Here is an 18956-nt window from a genome sequence, read left to right as displayed (position 1 = left end):
GCGCGCGGCGTCTCGGCGCGCGCGGACCTAGACCTCGGTGACGCGTCCGGCGTCGACCTGCCACTGCCGGTCGAGCTGGACGGTATCGAGCATGCGCCGGTCGTGGGTCACGAGCAGCAGCGTGCCCCGGTACGACTCGAGCGCCTGCTCGAGCTGTTCGATCGCCGGCAGGTCGAGGTGGTTCGTCGGCTCGTCGAGCACGAGTACGTTGACCCCTCGCGCCTGCAGCAGGGCCAGCGCCGCTCGGGTGCGCTCACCCGGTGACAGTTCGTCGACCGGTCGGCCGACGTGATCGGCTTTGAGGCCGAACTTGGCGAGCAGGGTGCGCACCTCACCCGACTCCATGTCGGGCACGAGGTCTCCGAACGCGGCGGCGAGGGGCTGCGAGCCCACCAGCAGCGACCGCGCCTGGTCGATCTCGCCGACCTCCACGTTCACGCCGACGCTCGCCGTTCCCGCCGTCGGCGCCTGCCTGCCCAGGAGCGCGCGCAGCAGCGTCGACTTGCCGGCGCCGTTGTGCCCGGTGATGCCGATCCGCTCGCCGGCGTTCACCTGGAGCGACACCGGTCCGAGGGTGAACGCGCCCTGCGTGAAGACCGCGGAGCTCAACGTCGAGACGACGGTGCTCGACCGGGGCGCGGTGCCGATCGTGAACTCGAGCTGCCACTCCTTGCGCGGCTCCTCGACCTCCTCGAGCCGCGCGATGCGGCTCTCCATCTGACGAACCTTCTGCGCCTGCTTCTCGCTGGACTCGGTGCTCGCCTTCCGCCGGATCTTGTCGTTGTCGGGCGACTTCTTCATCGCGTTGCGCACGCCCTGACTGGACCACTCGCGCTGCGTGCGCGCCCGGGCGACCAGATCCGCCTTCTTGTCGGCGAACTCGTCGTACTTCTCCCGCGCGTGACGACGCAGGGTCGCACGCTCCTCGAGATACGCGTCGTACCCGCCGCCGTACACGCGATTCGTGTGCTGCGCCAGGTCGAGCTCGAGCACTCGGGTCACACATCGGGCGAGGAACTCGCGGTCGTGGCTGACCAGCACGACACCGCCGCGCAGGCCGCGGACGAAGGCCTCCAGCCGCTCGAGGCCGTCGAGATCGAGATCGTTGGTGGGCTCGTCCAGCAGCACGATGTCGAATCGCGAAAGCAGCAGTGCGGCCAGCCCGACCCTCGCGGCCTGGCCGCCCGACAGCGACGTCATGGCCGCCTCCGCGGGTGTGCCACCGAGGTCGAGTCCGAGATCGGCGAGCACCACCGGAAGGCGCTCATCCAGGTCGGCGGCACCGCTGGCCAGCCAGCGATCGAGGGCGGCGGAGTAGACGTCGGCGGGATCGACGCCGGCCGGCGAGAGCGCCGGGTCACCGAGGGCGGCGGCTGCGGCATCCATGTCCCTCGTCGCCCGTGCGCAGCCGGTTCGACGGGCGATGTACTCCGCGACCGTCTCGCCGTGGACGCGCTCGTGCTCCTGCGGCAGCCAGCCGACGAAGGCGTCGGCGGGCGAGAGGGTGATCACGCCGGCCTGAGGCTCGTCGATGCCCGCGAGCAGCCGCAGCAGCGTGGACTTCCCGGCTCCGTTGGCGCCGACCACACCGACGACGTCGCCGGGAGTGACGGTCAGGTCGAGGGATTCGAAGAGCGTGCGGTGGCCGTATCCGCCGGCCACGCCGCGCGCCACGAGCGTTGCGGTCATCCGTCAATCCTCTCAGCGCCCACACCCTTGCCGAGGCACCACGGGCGCCGCCCGTGGGAAAGGCCCCGGCCTCCGCGACGGATCGCAGAGGTCGGGGCCTTCAACTCCGATGACAACGGCTGTGGAGATGGGGGGAATCGAACCCCCGTCCATCGCTGAGAAACTGCGGTTTCTCCGGGCGCAGTCTGTAAGAGCGTTCTACTCGGCTCCGACCTTTGTCACAGACACCTAAGTCGACGAGCCCATCCTGAAAAGAGTCCCGCGTGACGCTCAGGCGACGTCACGCAGCTAGATCCCTAAATGACGCCAATACCCGTGACGGGATCAGTCACGGATTGACGGCGTCGGGCTCGCTGCTCAGGCAGCGAGGGCGAACGCGGACTGCTTCTTTTCGGCAGTTATTGGTTTGCAAGGAGCGTTTACGAGATAACCCTGCATCCTCGGCCCGCTTCACGCAGATTCACAGGCGATGTCGAAACCGATCATCCCCGTGGTCCTCTTCCGAGGTGTTCCTTCTCGCGAAGGGCCGCTGTCACACTGTGGAATTGCCAACACTCGGGCACCGAAGCATCCGAGCACATCAGAATACAACGGATGCCGCTCCCCCGCCATTCCGCGGCACCGTCGCGCCGGCTCCGCTGTCTAGCATGTAAGGGTGACCTCACCTCGCCGGCCTCGCCCGCAGACGACTTTTCACGTGACGAAGAGCACTTGGCTCTCGCCCGACCTCGTGCGGGTGACGTTGGCCGGCGAGGTGGCCGACTTCGCCGACCGGCCCGAGACCGACAAGTACGCCAAGCTCTACTTCCCACCGGCGGGGAGCGCGCTCGAGCCGCCGTACGACCTGGCGACGCTGCGCGAGACGCTGCCGTTCGACGAACTCCCGACGCAGCGCACGTACACGATCCGCCGAGTGGATGCCGCCGCAGGCACGATCGACATCGACTTCGTGGTGCACGGCGACACCGGCATCGCCGGGCCGTGGGCGGCGAACGCGCAGTCGGGCGACCGTTTGACGATGTCCTCGCCGGGCGGCGGGTACTCCCCCGATCTCAGTGCGGACCACCACGTGTTCATCGGCGACGAGTCCGCGATCCCCGCGATCTGGTCGGCGCTCGAGGCGCTTCCCGCAGCGAGCGCGGTGACGACGATCATCGAGACTCGCTCGGTCGCCCACCGGGTGGACGCGCCGTCGGGGGTCATGGTGCAGTGGGTGGACGAGGATCACGACGCCCCTGGCACGCGGCTCGTCGCCGCGGTGGATGCTGCCGCCTGGCCCACCGGCCGCGTGCAGGTGTTCGCGCACGGGGAGCGGGGCGCCATGAAGGCGCTGCGGCCGCGACTTCTCGAGCGCGGCGTCGAGCGGGCGGACCTGTCGTTGTCGGCGTATTGGGCGTACGGGCGCACGGAAGACGTCTTCCAGGCGGAGAAGCGCCTGCCGGTGGGTCAGATCTTCCCCGACTGACCGACGGTGCGAGAGCTGCGCGGCGCCTGAGCCAATTCCCGCCGCCTGCGCGTGGCACGTAGAGTCGGCGTCATGAGCGACGTCGTCATCACCGTCCGCGGGGAACACGAGACCCGCATCGCCCCCGAGCGCGCGATCGCACACCTCACCATCCGCGCCGAGGGGCCGGAGCGCGGCGCTGTCGTCGAGCGGATGGCGGCGCTCACCGAACCCGTGCGCGACGACCTCGCTGCACGGAAGTCGGCGGGAACCGTCACGGAGTGGACGAGCCAGCGCGTGTCGGTGTGGTCGGAGCGTCCCTGGAACAACGAGGGCAAGCGGCTCGCACCCGTGCACTACGCCACGGTCGATTTCTCCGTGACCTTCACCGACTTCGCGGTGCTGTCGTGGTGGGCCGGCGAGGTCGCCGAGCGCGACGGCGTGCAGCTCGGCTGGATCGAGTGGAAGCTCACCCCCGAGACCCGTGCGCAGACCGAGCGGGATGTCGCCACTCAGGCGGTCGGCGTGGCGGTGGCGCGCGCGGCCGCGTACGCCGGCGCGCTCGGCCTCGCCGACGTAACGGCGCTCGAGATCGCCGACGTCGGACTGCTCACCCAGCCGAGCAGTCCCGAGATGGCGCCAGCGCCGCGCATGCTCATGGCGAAGGCCAACTTCGCGGCGGACTCCTCCGGTGGTGGCCCCGCGGTGCAGCTGCAGCCCGAGGACCTCGTGATCTCGGCCGCCGTCGAGGCCCGGTTCGCCGCCCGATGAGCGCGGCGACCGGCGACGCATCGTCCCCCGGGCTCGCGCCGCACGCCGAGGACGCGTCATCCGCTCGTGCAGGGATCGCGGACCGGCTGTCGCGCATGATCCAGCTGCCCACGGTGTCGGCCGAGTACGAAGAGCGCGGGCAAGCGCCCTTCGACGCGTTCGCCGACCTGCTCGTCGAGCAGTACCCGCTGGTGCACGAGCACCTGGAGCGCGAGCGGATCGGCGAGCTGGGCATCCTGTACCGGTGGCGCGGCCGCGTGGCCGATAAGCCGACCGTGCTGATGGCCCACTTCGACGTCGTGCCGGTAGACGAGAGCGACGACTGGACCTATCCGCCGTTCGAGGGACGCATCGAGGGCGGCTGGGTGTTCGGCCGAGGCGCGCTCGACGACAAGGGACCCCTCGTGGTGGTGATGGATGCCGTCGAGAACCTGCTCGCGGCGGGCTTCACCCCCGCGCGCGACGTCTACCTGTCGTTCGGCGGCGACGAAGAGACCTTCGGCGGCACGGCCCGCGTCATCGCGTCGACGCTGCGGGATCGCGGCGTCGAGCCCTGGCTCGTGCTCGATGAGGGGGGTGCCGTCGTCGACGCGCCCCTCCCGTTCGTGCAGGGGAACGCGGCAATGGTCGGCGTCGGCGAGAAGGGCGTGCTCACGCTGCGCCTGAGCGCCCGCGGCGACGGCGGGCACGCGTCGGCTCCCCCGACGCACACCGCTGTTCGACGCGTCGCGCGGGCGGTCGACCGCCTGTCGCCGGGGACCTTCCCCGCCCGCACGCCGAAGGCCGTGTCGCGGATGCTGCAGCTGTTCGCAGGCCGGACCTCCGGCATCCCCCGCGCCCTGTACCGGCTGCTGTCGGTCGCTCCCTGGCTGACGGCCCGCATCTTCACCACGATGGGCGGCGAGCCTGCCGCCATGGTGCGGACCACGGTCGCCGCCACGATGCAGTCCGGCGGCACCGCGGCCAACGTGCTGCCCTCGCAGGCGTCTGCGACGCTCAACCTGCGCATCGCGCTGGGTGAGACTGTCGAGAGCACCGTGAAGCGCGTACGCCGTCGCGTGGCCGACAAGCTGGTGACCGTCGAGGTTCTCGAGGGCGACGAGCCGTCGCCCGAGTCGTCGACCGAGAACGCGCAGTTCGCCCTCATCACCGAGGCGGTGAAGGTGTCGCACCCGGATGCCGCGACAGTGCCGTACGTGATGATGGCGGCCACCGATTCACGTCGCTTCCACCGGTTCTCCCCCGCGGTGTACCGCTTCGCCCCGATCGAGATGAGCGCCGCGCAGCGGGCATCGATCCACGGCGTCGACGAGCGCGTCGAGATCGCCGCTCTCGAGCGGGGAGAGCTGTTCCATCGCACCCTTCTGCAGCGGTTACAGTAGGTCGACCCGCCTGCGACACGCTCGAGGACGGGACTGGGGCCCGACCGAAGGAGCACGGATGCCGCGCACTGCCACGCCCGGACGAGTGACGATCGGCGCGCTCGCCGGTGTCGTCGGATTCCTCGCGTTCGTCGAGTTCACGAGCGGCGTGCTGCAGGGCTACTACACGCCGATGCTCACCGACATCGCCCGGCACCTCGGTGTCCACGACGCCGACGTGAACTGGCTCGAGGGCACGCAGCTCATGCTGTCGGCGCTGGTGGTCCCCGCGTTCGCCAAGCTCGGCGACATGGTCGGGCACAAGCGGATGCTGGTGATCTCGACGGCGATCACGGCCGGAGCATCCCTCGTGCTGCCGTTCACCGACTCGTTCGCGATCTTCCTCGCGGCATGGGCGATCCAGGGCTTCTACGTGGTGTGGCTGCCGCTGGAGATCGCCCTCATCTGGTCGCGCTCGCGGTGCATGGACGGGCGCTCGACGATCACGGCGCGGGCGGCCGGTTTCCTGGTCGCCGCGCTCGAGACCGGTGCGATCACCGGCGCCCTCGTCGGCGGCGCGCTCATCGACAGCCTGCCGCTGTGGGTGGTGCTGCTCGTGCCGGCACTGCTCGTGGTCGTCTGCTTCTTCGTGATCCTCTTCGGGGTCAAAGAGTCGCCCGAGCCTACGGGCGGCCGCCTCGACAACGTCGGCCTGGTGCTCATCTCGCTCGCTCTGGTCGCGTTCACCGGCGGCCTCAGCCTGCTGCGCCTCAACGGCCCCGCCGACCCGATCGCGTGGCTCGTCACCGCGCTCGGCGTTCTGCTGGTGGTGCCGTTCGTGCTGTGGGAGCTTCGTCACGACGACCCGCTCATCGACGTGCGGATGTTCCGCTCCCCCGCGCTCGGTCCGGTGTTCCTCACCGCTGGCCTGTTCGGAGTCAGCGTCCTCGGTGCGCAGGCACCGCTGTCGACGTTCGCCCGCACCGACCCGTCGGTCTACGGATACGGCCTGGGCACCACCGGGTTCCAGACCTCGCTCATCATCGGCGTCTACCTCATCGCCATGATCACCGGCGCCCTGCTCTACCCGCTCATCGCCCGGCTCACCGCGCCCCGGCTGACCCTCATCGGCGCGGCGACGCTCGTGGGCATCGGGTTCCTCATGTTCCTGCCCTTCCACAGCAGCTACACGCAGGTCATCGTGAACATGGTGGTCGTCGGCCTCGGCTCGGGAGCGCTGGTGGCGGCGCTGCCGGCGGCTGCGGCATCCGCTGCTCCCCCGACGCAGACCGGTGTGGCCACCGGCCTCACGAACTCGGTCAAGACCGTCGGCGGCGCGATCGCCTCGTGCATCTTCGGCATCGCCCTGCTTCACGGTGCGACGGGCGCCGTCACGGAGGGAACGGCCGGCTCGTTCTCGGGCTACCTCACCGTATGGGTGGTGTGCGGCGTGACGGCGCTGGCCGCCGCGGTGCTGCTGTGCTTCGTTCCGAAGACGGCGTTCAGCGACCACGCCGCGCACGGCGAGTCCGCGATCGCGGAGCCGCTGGCGCAGTAGCCCAGGGCGTCACTCGCCGAGGCGGTTGCGAGAGCGCATCGCGCGCTCGGCTTCGCGCTTGTCCTCGCGCTCGCGGATCGTCTGACGCTTCTCGTACTCGCGCTTGCCCTTCGCGACCGCGATCTCGACCTTCGCACGACCGTCGGAGAAGTACAGCTTCAGCGGCACCAGCGTGTAGCCGCCCGCCGAGATGGCGTGGGAGAGCTTGACGATCTCCTCCTTGTGCAGCAGCAGCTTGCGCGTGCGCTTGGAGGAGTGGTTCGTCCAGTGCCCCTGCGAGTATTCGGGAATGTGCACCGCATCGAGGAACGCCTCGCCGTTGTCGATGTACGCGTAGCCGTCCGAGAGGTTGGCACGGCCTTCGCGCAGCGACTTCACCTCGGTACCGGTCAGCACGAGGCCCGCCTCGTACGTCTTCTCGATCGTGTACTCGTGGCGCGCGCGACGATTGGTCGCCACGACCTTCTCCCCGCGTTCCCTGGGCATGATGTCTCCTCGCTGATGCCACGCGGTGCGCATGGCAGCCTGTCAGTCTACTCCCGCGCGCGGCTCGATCAGGCGCGCAGCCACCGCCGGATCGCGAAGCCGGCCGACAGCGCCGCGAGCACCACGCCCACGAGGATCAGCACCGGCACCACCAGCCAGGCATCGCCCATGTCCACCCACGTCGTCACGAACTCCACGCGGTTGCGCAGGTAGCCGTCGACGCCGAAGTGCACGCCGGCGATGACCGCGGCACTGGCCAGCAGCGATCCCAGCAGGGCCGCGAACACGCCCTCGAGGATGAACGGCGTCTGGATGAACCGATTGGATGCCCCCACCAGGCGCATGATGCCGAGCTCGCGCCTTCGCGCGTACGCGGAAAGGCGGATCGTGGTCGCGATGAGCAGCACCGCCGCGATCAGCATGAGCACCGCGATGCCGACCGCGATGTACGTCGCCACGGTCAGCGCCGAGAACAGGGGCTCGAGGTATTGGAGCTGGTCCTGCACCTGCTCGACGCCCGGGGTGCCCGAGAACGCCTCGAGGATCACGTCGGACTGCGTGGGGTCCACGAGCGTGATGCGGAACGTCTCGTTCACCTGGTCGGGCGTGACGACGCTGGCGTTGTCCTCTCCGACGAGGGCCAACAGCTCCTGATAGGCCTGCTCGTGGTCGAGGAACCTCATGTCGCGGATGAGCGGCGACAGCGCGCTTCCCTCGAGCTTCTCGCGCACTGCCGTGACCTGGTCGGGCGTGGCCTCGCCCTCGGTGCACGTCGCACCGGAAGAGACGTCGGTGCACATGTAGATGGCCACCTGCGCGCGGTCCACCCAGAAGTCGCGCATCGTGCCGATCTGCATCTGCATCAGGATCGCGGCGCCCACGAACGTCAGCGACACGAACGTGACGAGCACGACCGACACGACCATGGAGAGGTTGCGCCGGAGGCCGGTGAACGCCTCCGACATGATGAGTCCGAACCTCATGAGGTGGGCCCCACTTCGTCATCGGGGTCGGTCTCGCCCAGTCCGAGCCTGTCGGCCAGCCCCAGCTCCTCGACCTCGATCTCTGCGAGGTCGGCCATCGGGACCGGTTGCGTGTGCGATGTCGGCGCGGGCGCGGATGCCGCGGCCCCGGCGGGCTCCTCGGCCACCGGCTCCGCGGAGCTGGGCGCCGGCGGCTCGGCGACCGCGGGGGTCTGCGTGGCCGGGGCGGGGGCGGCATCCGTCCTCATCGGGACGATCTCGTCGTCGTCCGGGGGCACCGCGGTGGGGTCGAGCCCTGCGGCGGCCGCGAGCGAGGCCTCGCGCTGCACCTCGAGCACCGCGGTGAGCGCGGCGACCGCGGCGGCCCCGCGTTCGGGCTCGGGGGCGAGGCTCGGCAGCGCGGAGCGGTCGCCGTAGCCGCCGTGGCGCTCATCGCGCACGATCTCGCCATGGCGCAGCTCGATCACGCGGCGCTGCATCTGATCGACGAAGCCGGCCTCGTGGGTGGCCATGACGACGGTCGTGCCGCCGGCGTTGATGCGCGCGAGCAGCTGCATGATGTCGATCGAGGTGGCCGGGTCGAGGTTGCCCGTGGGCTCGTCGGCCAACAGGATCTGCGGACGGTTCACCAGCGCGCGGGCGATCGCGACGCGCTGCTGCTCACCGCCGGAGAGCTCGTGCGGGAATCGCTTCTCCTTGCCGGCGAGGCCGACGAGGGCGAGCACTTCGGGCACCGCCTGCTGGATGAAGCCTCGCGACGACCCGATGACCTGCAGCGTGAACGCGACGTTCTGGAAGACGGTCTTGGTCGGCAGCAGCCGGAAGTCCTGGAACACCGCCCCCACGTGACGACGGAAGTACGGCACCTTGCGGTTCGCGAGGGTGCGCAGGTCGCGGCCGAGCACCACCACTCGCCCCTCGGTCGGTGTCTCCTCGCGGAGGATCAGTCGCAGGCACGACGACTTTCCCGATCCCGACGCGCCCACCAGGAAGACGAACTCCCCGCGCAGCACCTCGAAATCGACATCGCTCAGGGCGGGCTTTGAAGTGCCGCGAAAGCGCTTCGTGACGTTCTCGAACCGGATCATGGCCTAACGAGCCTATGGCGCCACTCCGCCAGGCGGTCCAGCGACACTCAGGCCCGCGCCATCGGATCCGTCATCATCCTGTGCGCGGACGGCGAGCGGATGCCGCACCGCCGATGTCGCCGGACCATCGCCGCGCCGGGGCGAATGTCGTAGGTATGTTCTAGAGTTCAGGCATGTCGGACGAGCGCCTCCCCCACGTCGCCGGTGACGGCGCGGGCGGAATCGATCACGACATCTCTGATGACGACCGCTTCGACGTGCCCGACGACGTGGACCTGGTGACCGAGGTCGCCGACATGATGTCGATCTTCGCGGCGCAGCGACTCGTGCGCGTCGACGCGATGCGTCGCCGGGCGCTTGCCGAGGCGGAGCGCTACGGCGGCGGCCTGCCGGCTGTCGTGGAGCGGTCGATCCGCCTCGAGCTCGCCGCAGCGCTGCGCGTCACCGAGCACGCGGCGGCATCGCTGCTGGGCTACGCCCACGCGCTCGTGCACCGCTATCCGGCCGCCCTCGCCTCACTGTCCCGCGCCGGGATGACCGAGCGCCACGCAGAGGCGCTGGTCGAGGCACTCGACCGCGTCGAGCCCGACGTGCGCGATCGGCTGGCTGAGCGCGCGGTACGCCTGGCGGAAGAGCTGCCGGTCGGCGCATTCCGCAGAAGGCTTGCCAGGTTGATCGACGTGGATCGTGCGGCGACGATCGCCGAGCGCCACGAACGCGCCGTGCAGGAGCGACGAGTGGTCGTCGAGGCCGGCGACGACGGCATGGCATGGATCCACGCCCTCATCCCGGCCGTCGAGGCCCGGGCGATCCAGGGCCGGCTGACGGCGATCGCGACCGCGCTCGGCGCCGCCGGCGACGATCCGCGGACGCTCGATCAGCGCCGTGCCGACGTCTTCGGCGACCTGCTCATCGACGGTGAGACGACGGCGCTCGATCCGGAGGTCCGCGGCATCCGCGCAACGGTCGCCGTCACCGTGCCCGCATTGTCCCTTCTCGAGCAGAGCGATGAGGTCGCGCTGGTCGAAGGAGTGGGCCCGATTCCCCTCTCCCGGGCGCGAGAGCTGTGCGGTGCGACGGACGGGTGGATGCGGGTCCTGACGCATCCGGAGACCGGGATGGTTCTCTCGGTCGGCCGCACGCAGTATCGCCCGCCGCCGATGCTCAGGCGTCTCGCCCGATGGCGGGCGGATCGCTGCATGGCGCCGGGATGCGGCATCCCGGCCGATCGCTGCGAGATCGATCACACGATCGCCTGGGAGCATGGGGGCGAGACCTCGCTCGACAACCTCGCCCCGCTGTGCAAGGGCCACCACACCCTGAAGCATCACGGCGGCTGGCGCGTCGCACAGGTCGAGGGAAGCGGGGGCGTCCTCGAATGGACGTCACCGACAGGACGCCGCTACGTCGTCACGCCCGAACGCCGCGTGCCCGCGTTCCGTGCCTCGCCGGATGCGACGGACGCACCGTTCTGACGGGAACCGCCCGCGAGAGCGGCGACCGGATCAGTCGTCGTCGTCCTTGCGCTTGCGCCAGCGGATGCCCGCCGAGATCAGCCCGTCCAGGTCGCCGTCGAAGACGACCGCGGGGTTGCCGACCTCGTAGCCGGTGCGCAGGTCCTTGACCAGCTGCTGGCCGTAGAGGAAGTAGGAACGCATCTGGTCGCCCCAGCTCGCGGTGATCGTGCCGGCGAGCTCCTTCTTCTTCGCGGCCTCTTCCTCGCGCTTGAGCAGCAGCAGCCGCGTCTGCAGCACGCGCATGGCGGCCGCGCGGTTCTGGATCTGCGACTTCTCGTTCTGCATCGACACCACGATGCCGGTCGGGATGTGAGTGAGGCGCACCGCGGAGTCGGTCGTGTTGACGGACTGCCCACCGGGGCCTGAGGAGCGGAACACGTCGACGCGCAGGTCGTTCTCGGGGATGTCGACCTCGACGGCCTCTTCCATCACCGGGATGACCTCGACCGCGGCGAACGACGTCTGGCGCTTGTCGGCCGAGCCGAACGGGCTGATGCGGGCGAGTCGGTGCGTGCCGGCCTCGACCGACAGCGTGCCGTAGGCGTAGGGGGTGTCGACCTCGAACGTCGCCGACTTGATGCCCGCACCCTCGGCGTAGGAGGTGTCCATCACCTTCACGGGGTACTTGTGGCGCTCGGCCCAGCGCAGGTACATGCGCAGCAGCATCTCGGCGAAGTCGGTGGCGTCGTCGCCGCCCGCACCGGAGCGGATCGTGACGACGGCGGCACGCTCGTCGTATTCGCCGTCCAGAAGCGTCTGCACCTCGAGCTGGCTGACGATGTCCTCGAGCTCGGCGATCTCGCGGCGGGCCTCCTCGGCGGAGTCCTCGTCGTCCATCTCGTTGGCGAGTTCGACGAGCACGTCGAGATCGTCGAGGCGCTGCTCGACGTCGGTGACGCGCTTGAGCTCGGCCTGGCGGTGGCTGAGGGCGCTGGTGACCTTCTGCGCCTTCTCGACGTCGTCCCACAGATTGGGTGCGCCGGCCTCCTCGCTGAGGCGAGCGATGTCGGCGGAGAGCGCCTCGACGTCGACCACGGCCTTGATGTCGGCGAAGGTGGAACGCAGGGCCTGGATGTCGGCGGAGGGATCGAAGTCGAGCATGACACTCCAGACTAACGTGGAAGCGATGACCGATCACACAGGCTCCCCGACCGCCCGTGACGTGCTGTGGCGGTTCGGGCCGATGGTCTACGGCCCGACGGTGCTGTTCGCGATCGGCGAGGGGGCCGTCATCCCGCTCATCCCGGTGATCGCGGCACAGCTCGGAGCGGATGTCGCCACCGCCGCCCTGGTCGCCTCGGCGCTGGTCGTCGGCCAGCTGTGCGGCAACATCCCCGCGGGCTGGGCGGTCGCGCGCATCGGCGAGCGCCTCACGATGGCGATCGCGGGACTCCTCTCCCTCGGCGGCGTCATCGGCATGGCCCTGGCTCCTTCGCTGGGCCTGTTCGCGATCGCGGTGTTCCTCATCGGCTTCTGCGCCGCGGCGTTCGGCCTCGCCCGCCACTCGTTCATGACGACACGCGTGCCGCTGTCGTTCCGCGCCCGCGCACTGTCGCTGCTGGGCGGCACGTTCCGTCTCGGCATGTTCGTCGGGCCGTTCGTCGCCGCGGGGCTGCTGGCCCTGTTCGGCGACGAGCACGCCACGATCTGGTTCTTCGGCGGATGCCTCGTCGCGACCGTCCTGCTCGTCCTCCTCGGCCCCGACCCCGAACGGCAGTTCGTCGCCACGACGCCCGCCCGCGACGACGCGGCCGTGGAGGACACCGGCGAGCCGGTCACCGGGTCGATCCCGGTCAGACGCGCGGAGGGCGCCGCTCCCGGGACGGGCATGCTGCGCACGATGTGGCGCCACCGCCGCGTGCTGTCCACGCTCGGGCTGGCCGCGGCATCCCTCTCCGCCGTCCGCTCCGCACGGCAGGTCGTGCTCCCGCTGTGGGGCGTGTCGATCGGCCTCGACGCCCAGACGATCGCGCTCGTCGTGGGCATCTCGGGCGCGATCGACTTCGCGCTGTTCTACGCCAGCGGCCAGGTCATGGACCGGTTCGGGCGCCTCTGGGCCGCCCTGCCGGCCATGGTCCTCATGGGCGCCGGCTTCATCGCGCTCGCCTTCACGCACGACCTGCCGCAGGCGGCGATGTGGTTCGCGATGTTCGCTGCGGTGCTGGGCGTCGGCAACGGCCTTTCCAGCGGCATCCTGCTCACCCTCGGCGCCGACGTCGCCCCGAAGACGGATCCGGCGCCGTTCCTGGGGTCGTGGCGCACGCTCACCGACGCGGGCGGAGCCGTCGCCCCGCTGCTGGTGTCGGGCATCGCCGCCCTCGCGTCGCTCGCCGTGGCCACCGGCGTTATGGGCGCCGTCGGGCTCGTCGGAGCGCTCGCGTTCGTGCGGTGGGTGCCACGGTACGTGCCCCGCGCAGAGCGCTGAGCCCGGCGCGGGGCGCCGTCACCACAGCATCGCCACGAGCTCGGAGAACAGGTCCTCGGGGTCGTTGTCGAGGCCGCGCCGCCGGAACCACGTCGACACGTTCACGACGTCCCGGTAGAGGAAGTCGAGGCCCTGCGGGTTCGCGGCGACATCGACGATCTGCGGCAGATCGATCACCACGACGCGACCGTCGTGGTCGAGCAGGTTGTACGGCGACAGGTCGCCGTGCGCGAAGCCGGCTGTCGCGAAGGCCCCGAGGATGCCGACCACCTGGTCGAACGCGTCCCGCAGCTGCTCGCCGTGACGCCTGCTCTGGGCGAGGCGCGGTGCGGCCGCGCGACCGTCGCCGACGAACTCCATCAGCACCTCCGTGCCGCTCACCTGCACGGGATACGGCACCGGCACGCCGGCTCGCCAGGCGCGGCACAGCGCGTCGAACTCGCTCACCGCCCAGTGGCCCGCCGCGACCGATCGACCGTACGCCGACTTGCGGCCGACCGCCCGTGCGTCGCGGGTGTTGCGCATGGTGCGGCCCTCCTCATAGCCGTCGGAGCGGTGGAAGTCGCTGTGATGCGACGAGCGGTACCGCTTCGCCGCGAGGAGTACACCGGTCGTTCCCGGCACCGCGCGCTCGATGAGATGGACATCAGCCTCCTTGCCGGTCTTGACGACACCGAGCTCGGTGTCGAACGCGCCGGACGAGGTGACCACCCACGCAGGATGAGGGAGAGGACCCCGCTGTGTCGGCGGGGATGCCGGCCACGTGGACCAGCGCTGATCGGGGCCGGGCTCGAGTTCCGGCGAGAGCAGGGATGCAGACGCGTCGAAGCGTTCGGATGACATCGGTGGGACACTCCAGGACAGGAGGCCGCCGAGCATCAGTGCGTGCGGACGACCTCGCGGAAGGGGAAAGCGTTGCGAGGCGCGACAGAGACAGCCATCGTTCTTCCTCCCTTCGGTCCGGGTGCGGCGGGACGCGGCACCGACATCGCGTCACTCTAGCCCACGTCAGGCAGCGGCATCCACCCCTCGCTCGCGCGGCCACGGTGATCGACGCGTAGCCTGCTGGCCGCCGTCAGCGCAGCGCGGTGCGGCTCGTGGCGGTGGCCTGCAGCGCGAGGCCGTCCGGCACGAACACGGTGACGATCGGCGGATGCCACGTCCCGGCCACCGTGACGCGGGCCGACACGCCGTCGGGGGTGGTGGCCGACACGAGCCGGGCGTCGCCGCCGATCTCGCCGACCATCGCCGCCGCCTCGCGGTCGACACCGGCATCCGTCAGAGCGGCGACCGGTTCTCCGTCGACGACCGTCAGGTCGAAGCTGTCGGCCGCGGCGAGCGCGGCGGCATCCGCCACGGCATCCAGCTGCTTCTGGGCGAGGTACAGGCTGGTGGCGGCCGTGCACACGAGGATCACGGCGATGGCGAGCACGGCGTACCCGAGCGTGAGGATGAGCACGCTCCCCTCGTCGGCCGGTGCGCCACCGCGCAGCCGCCATGGGGTCCGCCGGGGGCTCACCGATCGCTCCAGTATCGCGACACCTTGTGCGCGGCCTCGGCCTCGATCGGGATCGCCGCGAGCTGGTCGAGTCCGAGCACGGGTGGCACCAGCGGCAGCGTCACGACGGTGCGGACGGTGACGTGCAGCATCGCTCCCGCCCGCGGGCACGGCGCGCCGGACGGGGTGCAGGTGATCGAGAGGTCCATGTCGTCGATGCCGTACTCCTCGGAGACCGCGGCGAGCACGGCGTCGGCGCGTTCGCGGGCGTTCCACGTGTCGGTCGCCGTGGACACCGCGCGGGCGACGTGGCGGGCGGCGGCCTCGGCCCCGAGACTCTGCCCCTGGATGAGCCCCAAGGCGACGACCAGGTACACCAGCGGCACGAGCAGCAGCAGCCCGACGAGGATGAACTCCAGCGCGGCCGAGCCGCGTTCGCCGTCTCGGTCGTCGTCGAGCAGAGGTTCAGTCGAGGGATTCGACCGGCGCATGCGCCGTCACCTCCAGTGCGCTCGGGGCACCGAGCAGTCCGACGAGCGGCAGCGTCGCGGATACGTGGATCTCGACCGCCGCGTGCCCGAGCGCCGTGGTCTCGCGCACCGTCACGTCGGTGGCGTACTCGGCGCCGATCGTGCGGGAGACGATGTCACGCGTGCGCCGAGCGCCGTCCTCCAGCGAGGTGTCGGCGAGGGCGGCGTGATAGGCGCCTTCCACGGCCGCATCGTGCACGACATTGCGCACATACACCGCGAGCCCGAACTGCAGCACGCCGAGCGTCAGCACCGTGAGCAGCGCGCCGACGAGCACGAACTCCACGGGACTGGCCCCGCCGTCGTCGCGCAGGAGTTGGGCGCACCGTGCGCGCACGCGCCGGATCGCCTCCGCCCCCGCCGACCGCATGGCGTCAGAGCCCCGACACCCGCTGGATCGCCTGCTCGAAGAGCTCGGCGAGCGCCGGTCCCGCCATGGCCCAGATCACCACGACCAATCCGGCGGTCATCAGCGTGATGAGCACCCAGCCGGGCACATCGCCGCGCTCGTCATCCGCGAGTCCGCTCGCCGCCGTGCGCAGTCGGGCGGCGAGGCGCCGCATCCGTGCATTCATCATTTCTCCTTCCGGCCGTCAGCCGAGTCCGAGTCGAAGCATGAAGATCCCCGGGAACACCGCGAACAGCACACTCAGCGGCAGGATCAGGAACACCAGGGGGAAGAGCATGTAGATCTCTTTGCGGCCGGCGTGCTCGATGAGCGACCGCTTGGCGTCCTCCCGCGCATCCAGCGCCTGGGCCTGCAGCACGTGCGCAAGCGGAGCGCCTCGCTCGATCGCCGCGACGAGCTGGTCGACCGCGCGGGTCAGTGACGGGATCTCGAGCCCCGCCGCCAGGCGGGTGAGCGATTCCGCCAGCGGGGATCCGGTGCCGACCGCCACCACCACGCCGCGCAGCTCCGACGTCAGCTCCCCCGCACCGACGTCGCTGACGCGTCGGAGCGAATCGAGGATCCCCTCGCCGGCGGCCAGGCACAGGGCGAGGAACTCGAGCACCGTCGGCAGCTCCTCCTCGATCCTCGTGGCGCGCGCCCGAGCGGCGCGCGTGAGCCAGGCGTCGCAGCCGAGCGCCGCGGCCACCGCGGCCACGGGTGGCAGCAGGCCGAGCACCGCAGAGCCGCGACCGACGAGCACGAGCGCGACGACCACGCCGCCGCCGAGGGCGAGCCCTGCGATGGCCCAGCCGAGCTGGCGACCACGGAAGCGCGCCGCATCGATGGTCCATCCGGCGCGGTGCAGGCGGCGTTGGAGCACCGCATCACCGCCCGACAGCCGCGACAGCCACCGACGCGCGAACGCCGACCAGGCGAAGGCGCCCGCCATGGGCCCGGCGGCGGACACGTCGATGCCCCGTGGATCGGTGACATCGCGGATGTACGGCGCGATACGGCGCGCCAGGCTCGGAGCACCCCACCGCGGCGCGAGCGAGATCAGCAGGCACACACCGGCACCGAGCGCCGTGCCGAGCACGACGGCGTAGGCGACGTCGCCGATCGCGAACATCATCCGAACCACCGCCGCGGTTCGGGGAGCCGGCCGAGACGGATCATCAGACGGTAGGCGACGACCGACACCGCGGCGCCGCACAGGATCAGGGCGATCCCCGTTGGGGTCGCATAGGCGCGTGCGCCCTCGGGCCGCATCGCGAGCAGAGCGAGGATGATCCACGGCGCCACGACCCCGAGCACCGCCGCCCCGCGGATCCAGGACTGTCGGGACTCGACCTCCGCGCGCAACGACGCGTCCGCGCGCACCGAGGCCGCCAGCGCCCGCAGCACCGGCGTGAGCTCGGTGCCGCCGACCTGGCGGGCCATGCGCAGCGTCTCGACGATGCGGTCCGCCACCGGGTCGGCGAGGGTGGTCTTGAGCCGCAGGACGCTGGAGTCGAAATGACCGGATGCCGCCATGTCGCGCGCGAACCCGGCGAACGCGGGCCGCAGCTCGGCGGGTGCGGAGTCTGCGAGACTCGCGACCGCGTCGGGCAGCGACATCCCGGCACGCACCGACGCGATGAGCAGGTCGCACACATCGGGCCACAGACCGCGCCGCACACGCAGCAGCCTCGTGCGGCGCATCCGCAGCCAGGCGAACGGGGCGATGACGCCGGCAACGGCCGCCACCAGCGCGAGCGCCGCGACGGGCGCCACGAGCCAGGCGACCGCCGCCGCCACGACGGCGCACACCCCGGCGACGACGACGATGGCGGCCACGGAGGTGCGGGGCATCCCGGCATCCTCGAGCAGGCGTGCGATCCGGCCACGCCGCGCGGGCGCCACCGCGGTGTGCGTCCGCGCGGGCCACAGCCAGGGAGCGAGCATGAGGAGCACTCCCGCCGCGAGCGCGGCGCCCCACACGAACGTCACGTCGTCACCGCCCGGTAGAGGGTGCGGGCCGTGATGGTCCGGTCGGCCACCCCGGTCGGCTCGACGATCTCGACGACCCTGCGCGCACCCGTCGCGTCGCGCTCGCAATGGGCGACGAGACCGACGGATGCCGCGACCGCCGGCAGCACGAAACCGGCGTCGATGTTGCGCCCTGCCAGCAGGGGCAGCGCGGCGAGCTTGTCCAGCGCCTCGCGGGCGGAGTTGGCGTGGATCGTCGCCGCTCCGGGAACGCCTGTGTTCAGCGCCAGCAGGAGGTCGAGCGCCTCCGCGTCACGCACCTCGCCGACGACCAGCCGGTCGGGCCGCATGCGCAGCGCCTCCTTGACCAGTCGCCGCAGCGTCACCTCGCCCGTGCCCTCGAGACTGGGCTGACGCCCCTGCATCGCAACGAGGTCGGAGGCGCCGACGGCGAGCTCGAACGTCTCCTCCACCGTCACGATCCGGTGCCCGGCCGGGCAGGCGGCGATGAGTGCACCGAGCAGCGTCGTCTTGCCGGCGTGCGTGGCGCCGGACACGAGCACCGACGTGCCGGTCGCCATCGCGTCGCGCAGCAGTGTCGCCGCCTCGGGCGCGAGCGAACCCGCCGCGACCAGCCGGCCGAGGTCGCGGTAGGCGGGGAGGAACTTGCGGATGTTCACCGCCCAGTGCCGGCGCGTGATGTCCGGGATCACGACGTGCAGGCGGCTGCCGTCGGGAAGCGAGGCGTCTACGAACGGCTGGCTCAGGTCGACGCGACGACCGGTGGACTGCAGCATCCGCTCCACGAGGTCGCGCACCGCGGTGTCGGTCAGCACCAGCGGTGTGCGCTCGGGCACGCCGCCGCGGGCGACGAAGATGCGGTCCGGGGCGTTGATCCAGAGCTCTTCGACCTCGGGATCGTCCAGGTACGCCTGCAGCGGGCCGAACCCGGCGACCGCCGCGAGCACCTCGCGCACGCATGCTGTCTCGTCGTCGACGGGCGCCAGTCCGCGGGCCAGCGCGAAGTCGTTGTGACGGCGCACCTCGGCCCGCGCGACCTGCGCGGCGAACTCCGGATCCCGGGCCGGATCAGACCTTTCTGCGCGCAGCCGCTCCCGCACCCGCTCCGCCACGAGGGTGGCGACGGGGGCGGTGGGCGAGGACACCGAAGCATCCTCGCAAGGTCGGCATGCGGCATCCGAAAGTTATCCACAGATGCGCTCGGCGGGCCCGCACGGCAGGATGGA

At 71.0% G+C, this 18956-nt stretch carries 19 protein-coding genes and 1 other RNA gene; 6 read left to right on the top strand and 14 right to left on the bottom strand.

Translation table 11 applies throughout. The annotated features are described in order from the left end of the window. Nucleotides 1–27: 27 nt before the first annotated feature. Nucleotides 28–1689 (bottom strand): ABC-F family ATP-binding cassette domain-containing protein, encoded by a 1662-nt coding sequence (locus AC1DDU_RS14695; RefSeq protein ID WP_477435342.1) that lies wholly within the window; start codon nt 1687–1689, stop codon nt 28–30. Between the two features lie 119 nt (nt 1690–1808). Continuing rightward, nucleotides 1809–2179, bottom strand: a transfer-messenger RNA (tmRNA) gene (ssrA, locus tag AC1DDU_RS14690). A 207-nt stretch (nt 2180–2386) separates the two neighbouring features. On the opposite strand from ssrA, the gene AC1DDU_RS14685 reads away from it, so the two are divergent. The 4 genes from AC1DDU_RS14685 to AC1DDU_RS14670 all read left to right on the top strand — a co-directional run bounded on the left by AC1DDU_RS14685 (nt 2387) and on the right by AC1DDU_RS14670 (nt 6823). Then, the gene (locus AC1DDU_RS14685) at nt 2387–3154 is read left to right on the top strand and encodes a siderophore-interacting protein (RefSeq protein WP_477435340.1); all 768 of its coding nucleotides are present in this window, start codon (nt 2387–2389) and stop codon (nt 3152–3154) included. A 72-nt stretch (nt 3155–3226) separates the two neighbouring features. Next, nucleotides 3227–3904 (top strand): SIMPL domain-containing protein, encoded by a 678-nt coding sequence (locus tag AC1DDU_RS14680; RefSeq protein ID WP_477435338.1) that lies wholly within the window; start codon nt 3227–3229, stop codon nt 3902–3904. Beyond that, entirely contained in the window at nt 3901–5286 is a 1386-nt protein-coding gene (locus AC1DDU_RS14675) for a M20/M25/M40 family metallo-hydrolase (protein WP_477435336.1), read from the top strand. Before AC1DDU_RS14680 ends, AC1DDU_RS14675 begins: the two co-directional genes overlap by 4 nt. Nucleotides 5287–5344: 58 nt before the next feature. Beyond that, on the top strand, nt 5345–6823 hold the full coding sequence (locus AC1DDU_RS14670; protein ID WP_477435334.1) for an MFS transporter: 1479 nt from the start codon (nt 5345–5347) through the stop codon (nt 6821–6823). Between the two features lie 9 nt (nt 6824–6832). On the opposite strand, the gene smpB is transcribed toward AC1DDU_RS14670, so the two are convergent. The 3 genes from smpB to ftsE form a co-directional block, all read right to left on the bottom strand. After that, complete coding sequence (gene smpB / locus AC1DDU_RS14665) at nt 6833–7309, bottom strand: SsrA-binding protein SmpB (protein WP_477435333.1); 477 nt, start codon at nt 7307–7309, stop codon at nt 6833–6835. 68 nt (nt 7310–7377) lie between these two features. Beyond that, nucleotides 7378–8292 carry a permease-like cell division protein FtsX gene (gene ftsX / locus AC1DDU_RS14660; protein ID WP_477435331.1) on the bottom strand — a complete coding sequence of 305 codons (915 nt, stop codon included), beginning with the start codon at nt 8290–8292 and terminating at the stop codon, nt 7378–7380. Then, nucleotides 8289–9380 (bottom strand): cell division ATP-binding protein FtsE, encoded by a 1092-nt coding sequence (gene ftsE, locus AC1DDU_RS14655; RefSeq protein WP_477435329.1) that lies wholly within the window; start codon nt 9378–9380, stop codon nt 8289–8291. The genes ftsX and ftsE overlap by 4 nt, the downstream gene beginning before the upstream one ends. Before the next feature lie 173 nt (nt 9381–9553). Between ftsE and AC1DDU_RS14650 the strand changes: the two genes are divergently transcribed. Beyond that, a complete protein-coding gene (locus tag AC1DDU_RS14650; RefSeq protein WP_477435327.1) occupies nt 9554–10855 on the top strand; it encodes an HNH endonuclease signature motif containing protein in 1302 nt (433 codons plus the stop codon). Nucleotides 10856–10885: 30 nt separating this feature from the next. On the opposite strand, the gene prfB is transcribed toward AC1DDU_RS14650, so the two are convergent. Then, entirely contained in the window at nt 10886–11998 is a 1113-nt protein-coding gene (gene prfB / locus AC1DDU_RS14645) for a peptide chain release factor 2 (protein ID WP_477435325.1), read from the bottom strand. A gap of 25 nt (nt 11999–12023) precedes the next feature. Here prfB and AC1DDU_RS14640 point away from each other — a divergent pair, with 25 nt between their 5' ends. Then, nucleotides 12024–13322 (top strand): MFS transporter, encoded by a 1299-nt coding sequence (locus AC1DDU_RS14640; RefSeq protein ID WP_477435323.1) that lies wholly within the window; start codon nt 12024–12026, stop codon nt 13320–13322. 18 nt (nt 13323–13340) lie between these two features. On the opposite strand, the gene AC1DDU_RS14635 is transcribed toward AC1DDU_RS14640, so the two are convergent. The 8 genes from AC1DDU_RS14635 to AC1DDU_RS14600 all read right to left on the bottom strand — a co-directional run bounded on the left by AC1DDU_RS14635 (nt 13341) and on the right by AC1DDU_RS14600 (nt 18875). Beyond that, complete coding sequence (locus tag AC1DDU_RS14635; RefSeq protein WP_477435321.1) at nt 13341–14033, bottom strand: serine protein kinase RIO; 693 nt, start codon at nt 14031–14033, stop codon at nt 13341–13343. A gap of 364 nt (nt 14034–14397) precedes the next feature. Next, a complete protein-coding gene (locus tag AC1DDU_RS14630; protein WP_477435319.1) occupies nt 14398–14841 on the bottom strand; it encodes a pilus assembly protein TadG-related protein in 444 nt (147 codons plus the stop codon). Further along, nucleotides 14838–15311, bottom strand: a complete 474-nt coding sequence (locus AC1DDU_RS14625; RefSeq protein WP_477435317.1) for a TadE family protein — start codon at nt 15309–15311, stop codon at nt 14838–14840. Before AC1DDU_RS14625 ends, AC1DDU_RS14630 begins: the two co-directional genes overlap by 4 nt. After that, nucleotides 15286–15720 carry a TadE/TadG family type IV pilus assembly protein gene (locus AC1DDU_RS14620; protein ID WP_477435315.1) on the bottom strand — a complete coding sequence of 145 codons (435 nt, stop codon included), beginning with the start codon at nt 15718–15720 and terminating at the stop codon, nt 15286–15288. The genes AC1DDU_RS14625 and AC1DDU_RS14620 overlap by 26 nt, the downstream gene beginning before the upstream one ends. Before the next feature lie 4 nt (nt 15721–15724). Continuing rightward, entirely contained in the window at nt 15725–15913 is a 189-nt protein-coding gene (locus AC1DDU_RS14615; protein WP_477436846.1) for a hypothetical protein, read from the bottom strand. Nucleotides 15914–15943: 30 nt separating this feature from the next. After that, nucleotides 15944–16873 carry a type II secretion system F family protein gene (locus tag AC1DDU_RS14610; protein ID WP_477435313.1) on the bottom strand — a complete coding sequence of 310 codons (930 nt, stop codon included), beginning with the start codon at nt 16871–16873 and terminating at the stop codon, nt 15944–15946. After that, nucleotides 16870–17730, bottom strand: coding sequence for a type II secretion system F family protein (locus AC1DDU_RS14605; RefSeq protein ID WP_477435311.1), 861 nt, complete (start codon nt 17728–17730; stop codon nt 16870–16872). The genes AC1DDU_RS14610 and AC1DDU_RS14605 overlap by 4 nt, the downstream gene beginning before the upstream one ends. Further along, nucleotides 17727–18875 (bottom strand): CpaF family protein, encoded by a 1149-nt coding sequence (locus AC1DDU_RS14600; RefSeq protein ID WP_477435309.1) that lies wholly within the window; start codon nt 18873–18875, stop codon nt 17727–17729. The genes AC1DDU_RS14605 and AC1DDU_RS14600 overlap by 4 nt, the downstream gene beginning before the upstream one ends. Nucleotides 18876–18956: the final 81 nt, after the last annotated feature.

The organism is Microbacterium sp. 05T445 (genome assembly GCF_056395865.1).
The sequence above is the reverse complement of the archived record's forward strand: the minus strand, read 5'-3'. Positions and strand labels throughout refer to the sequence as shown.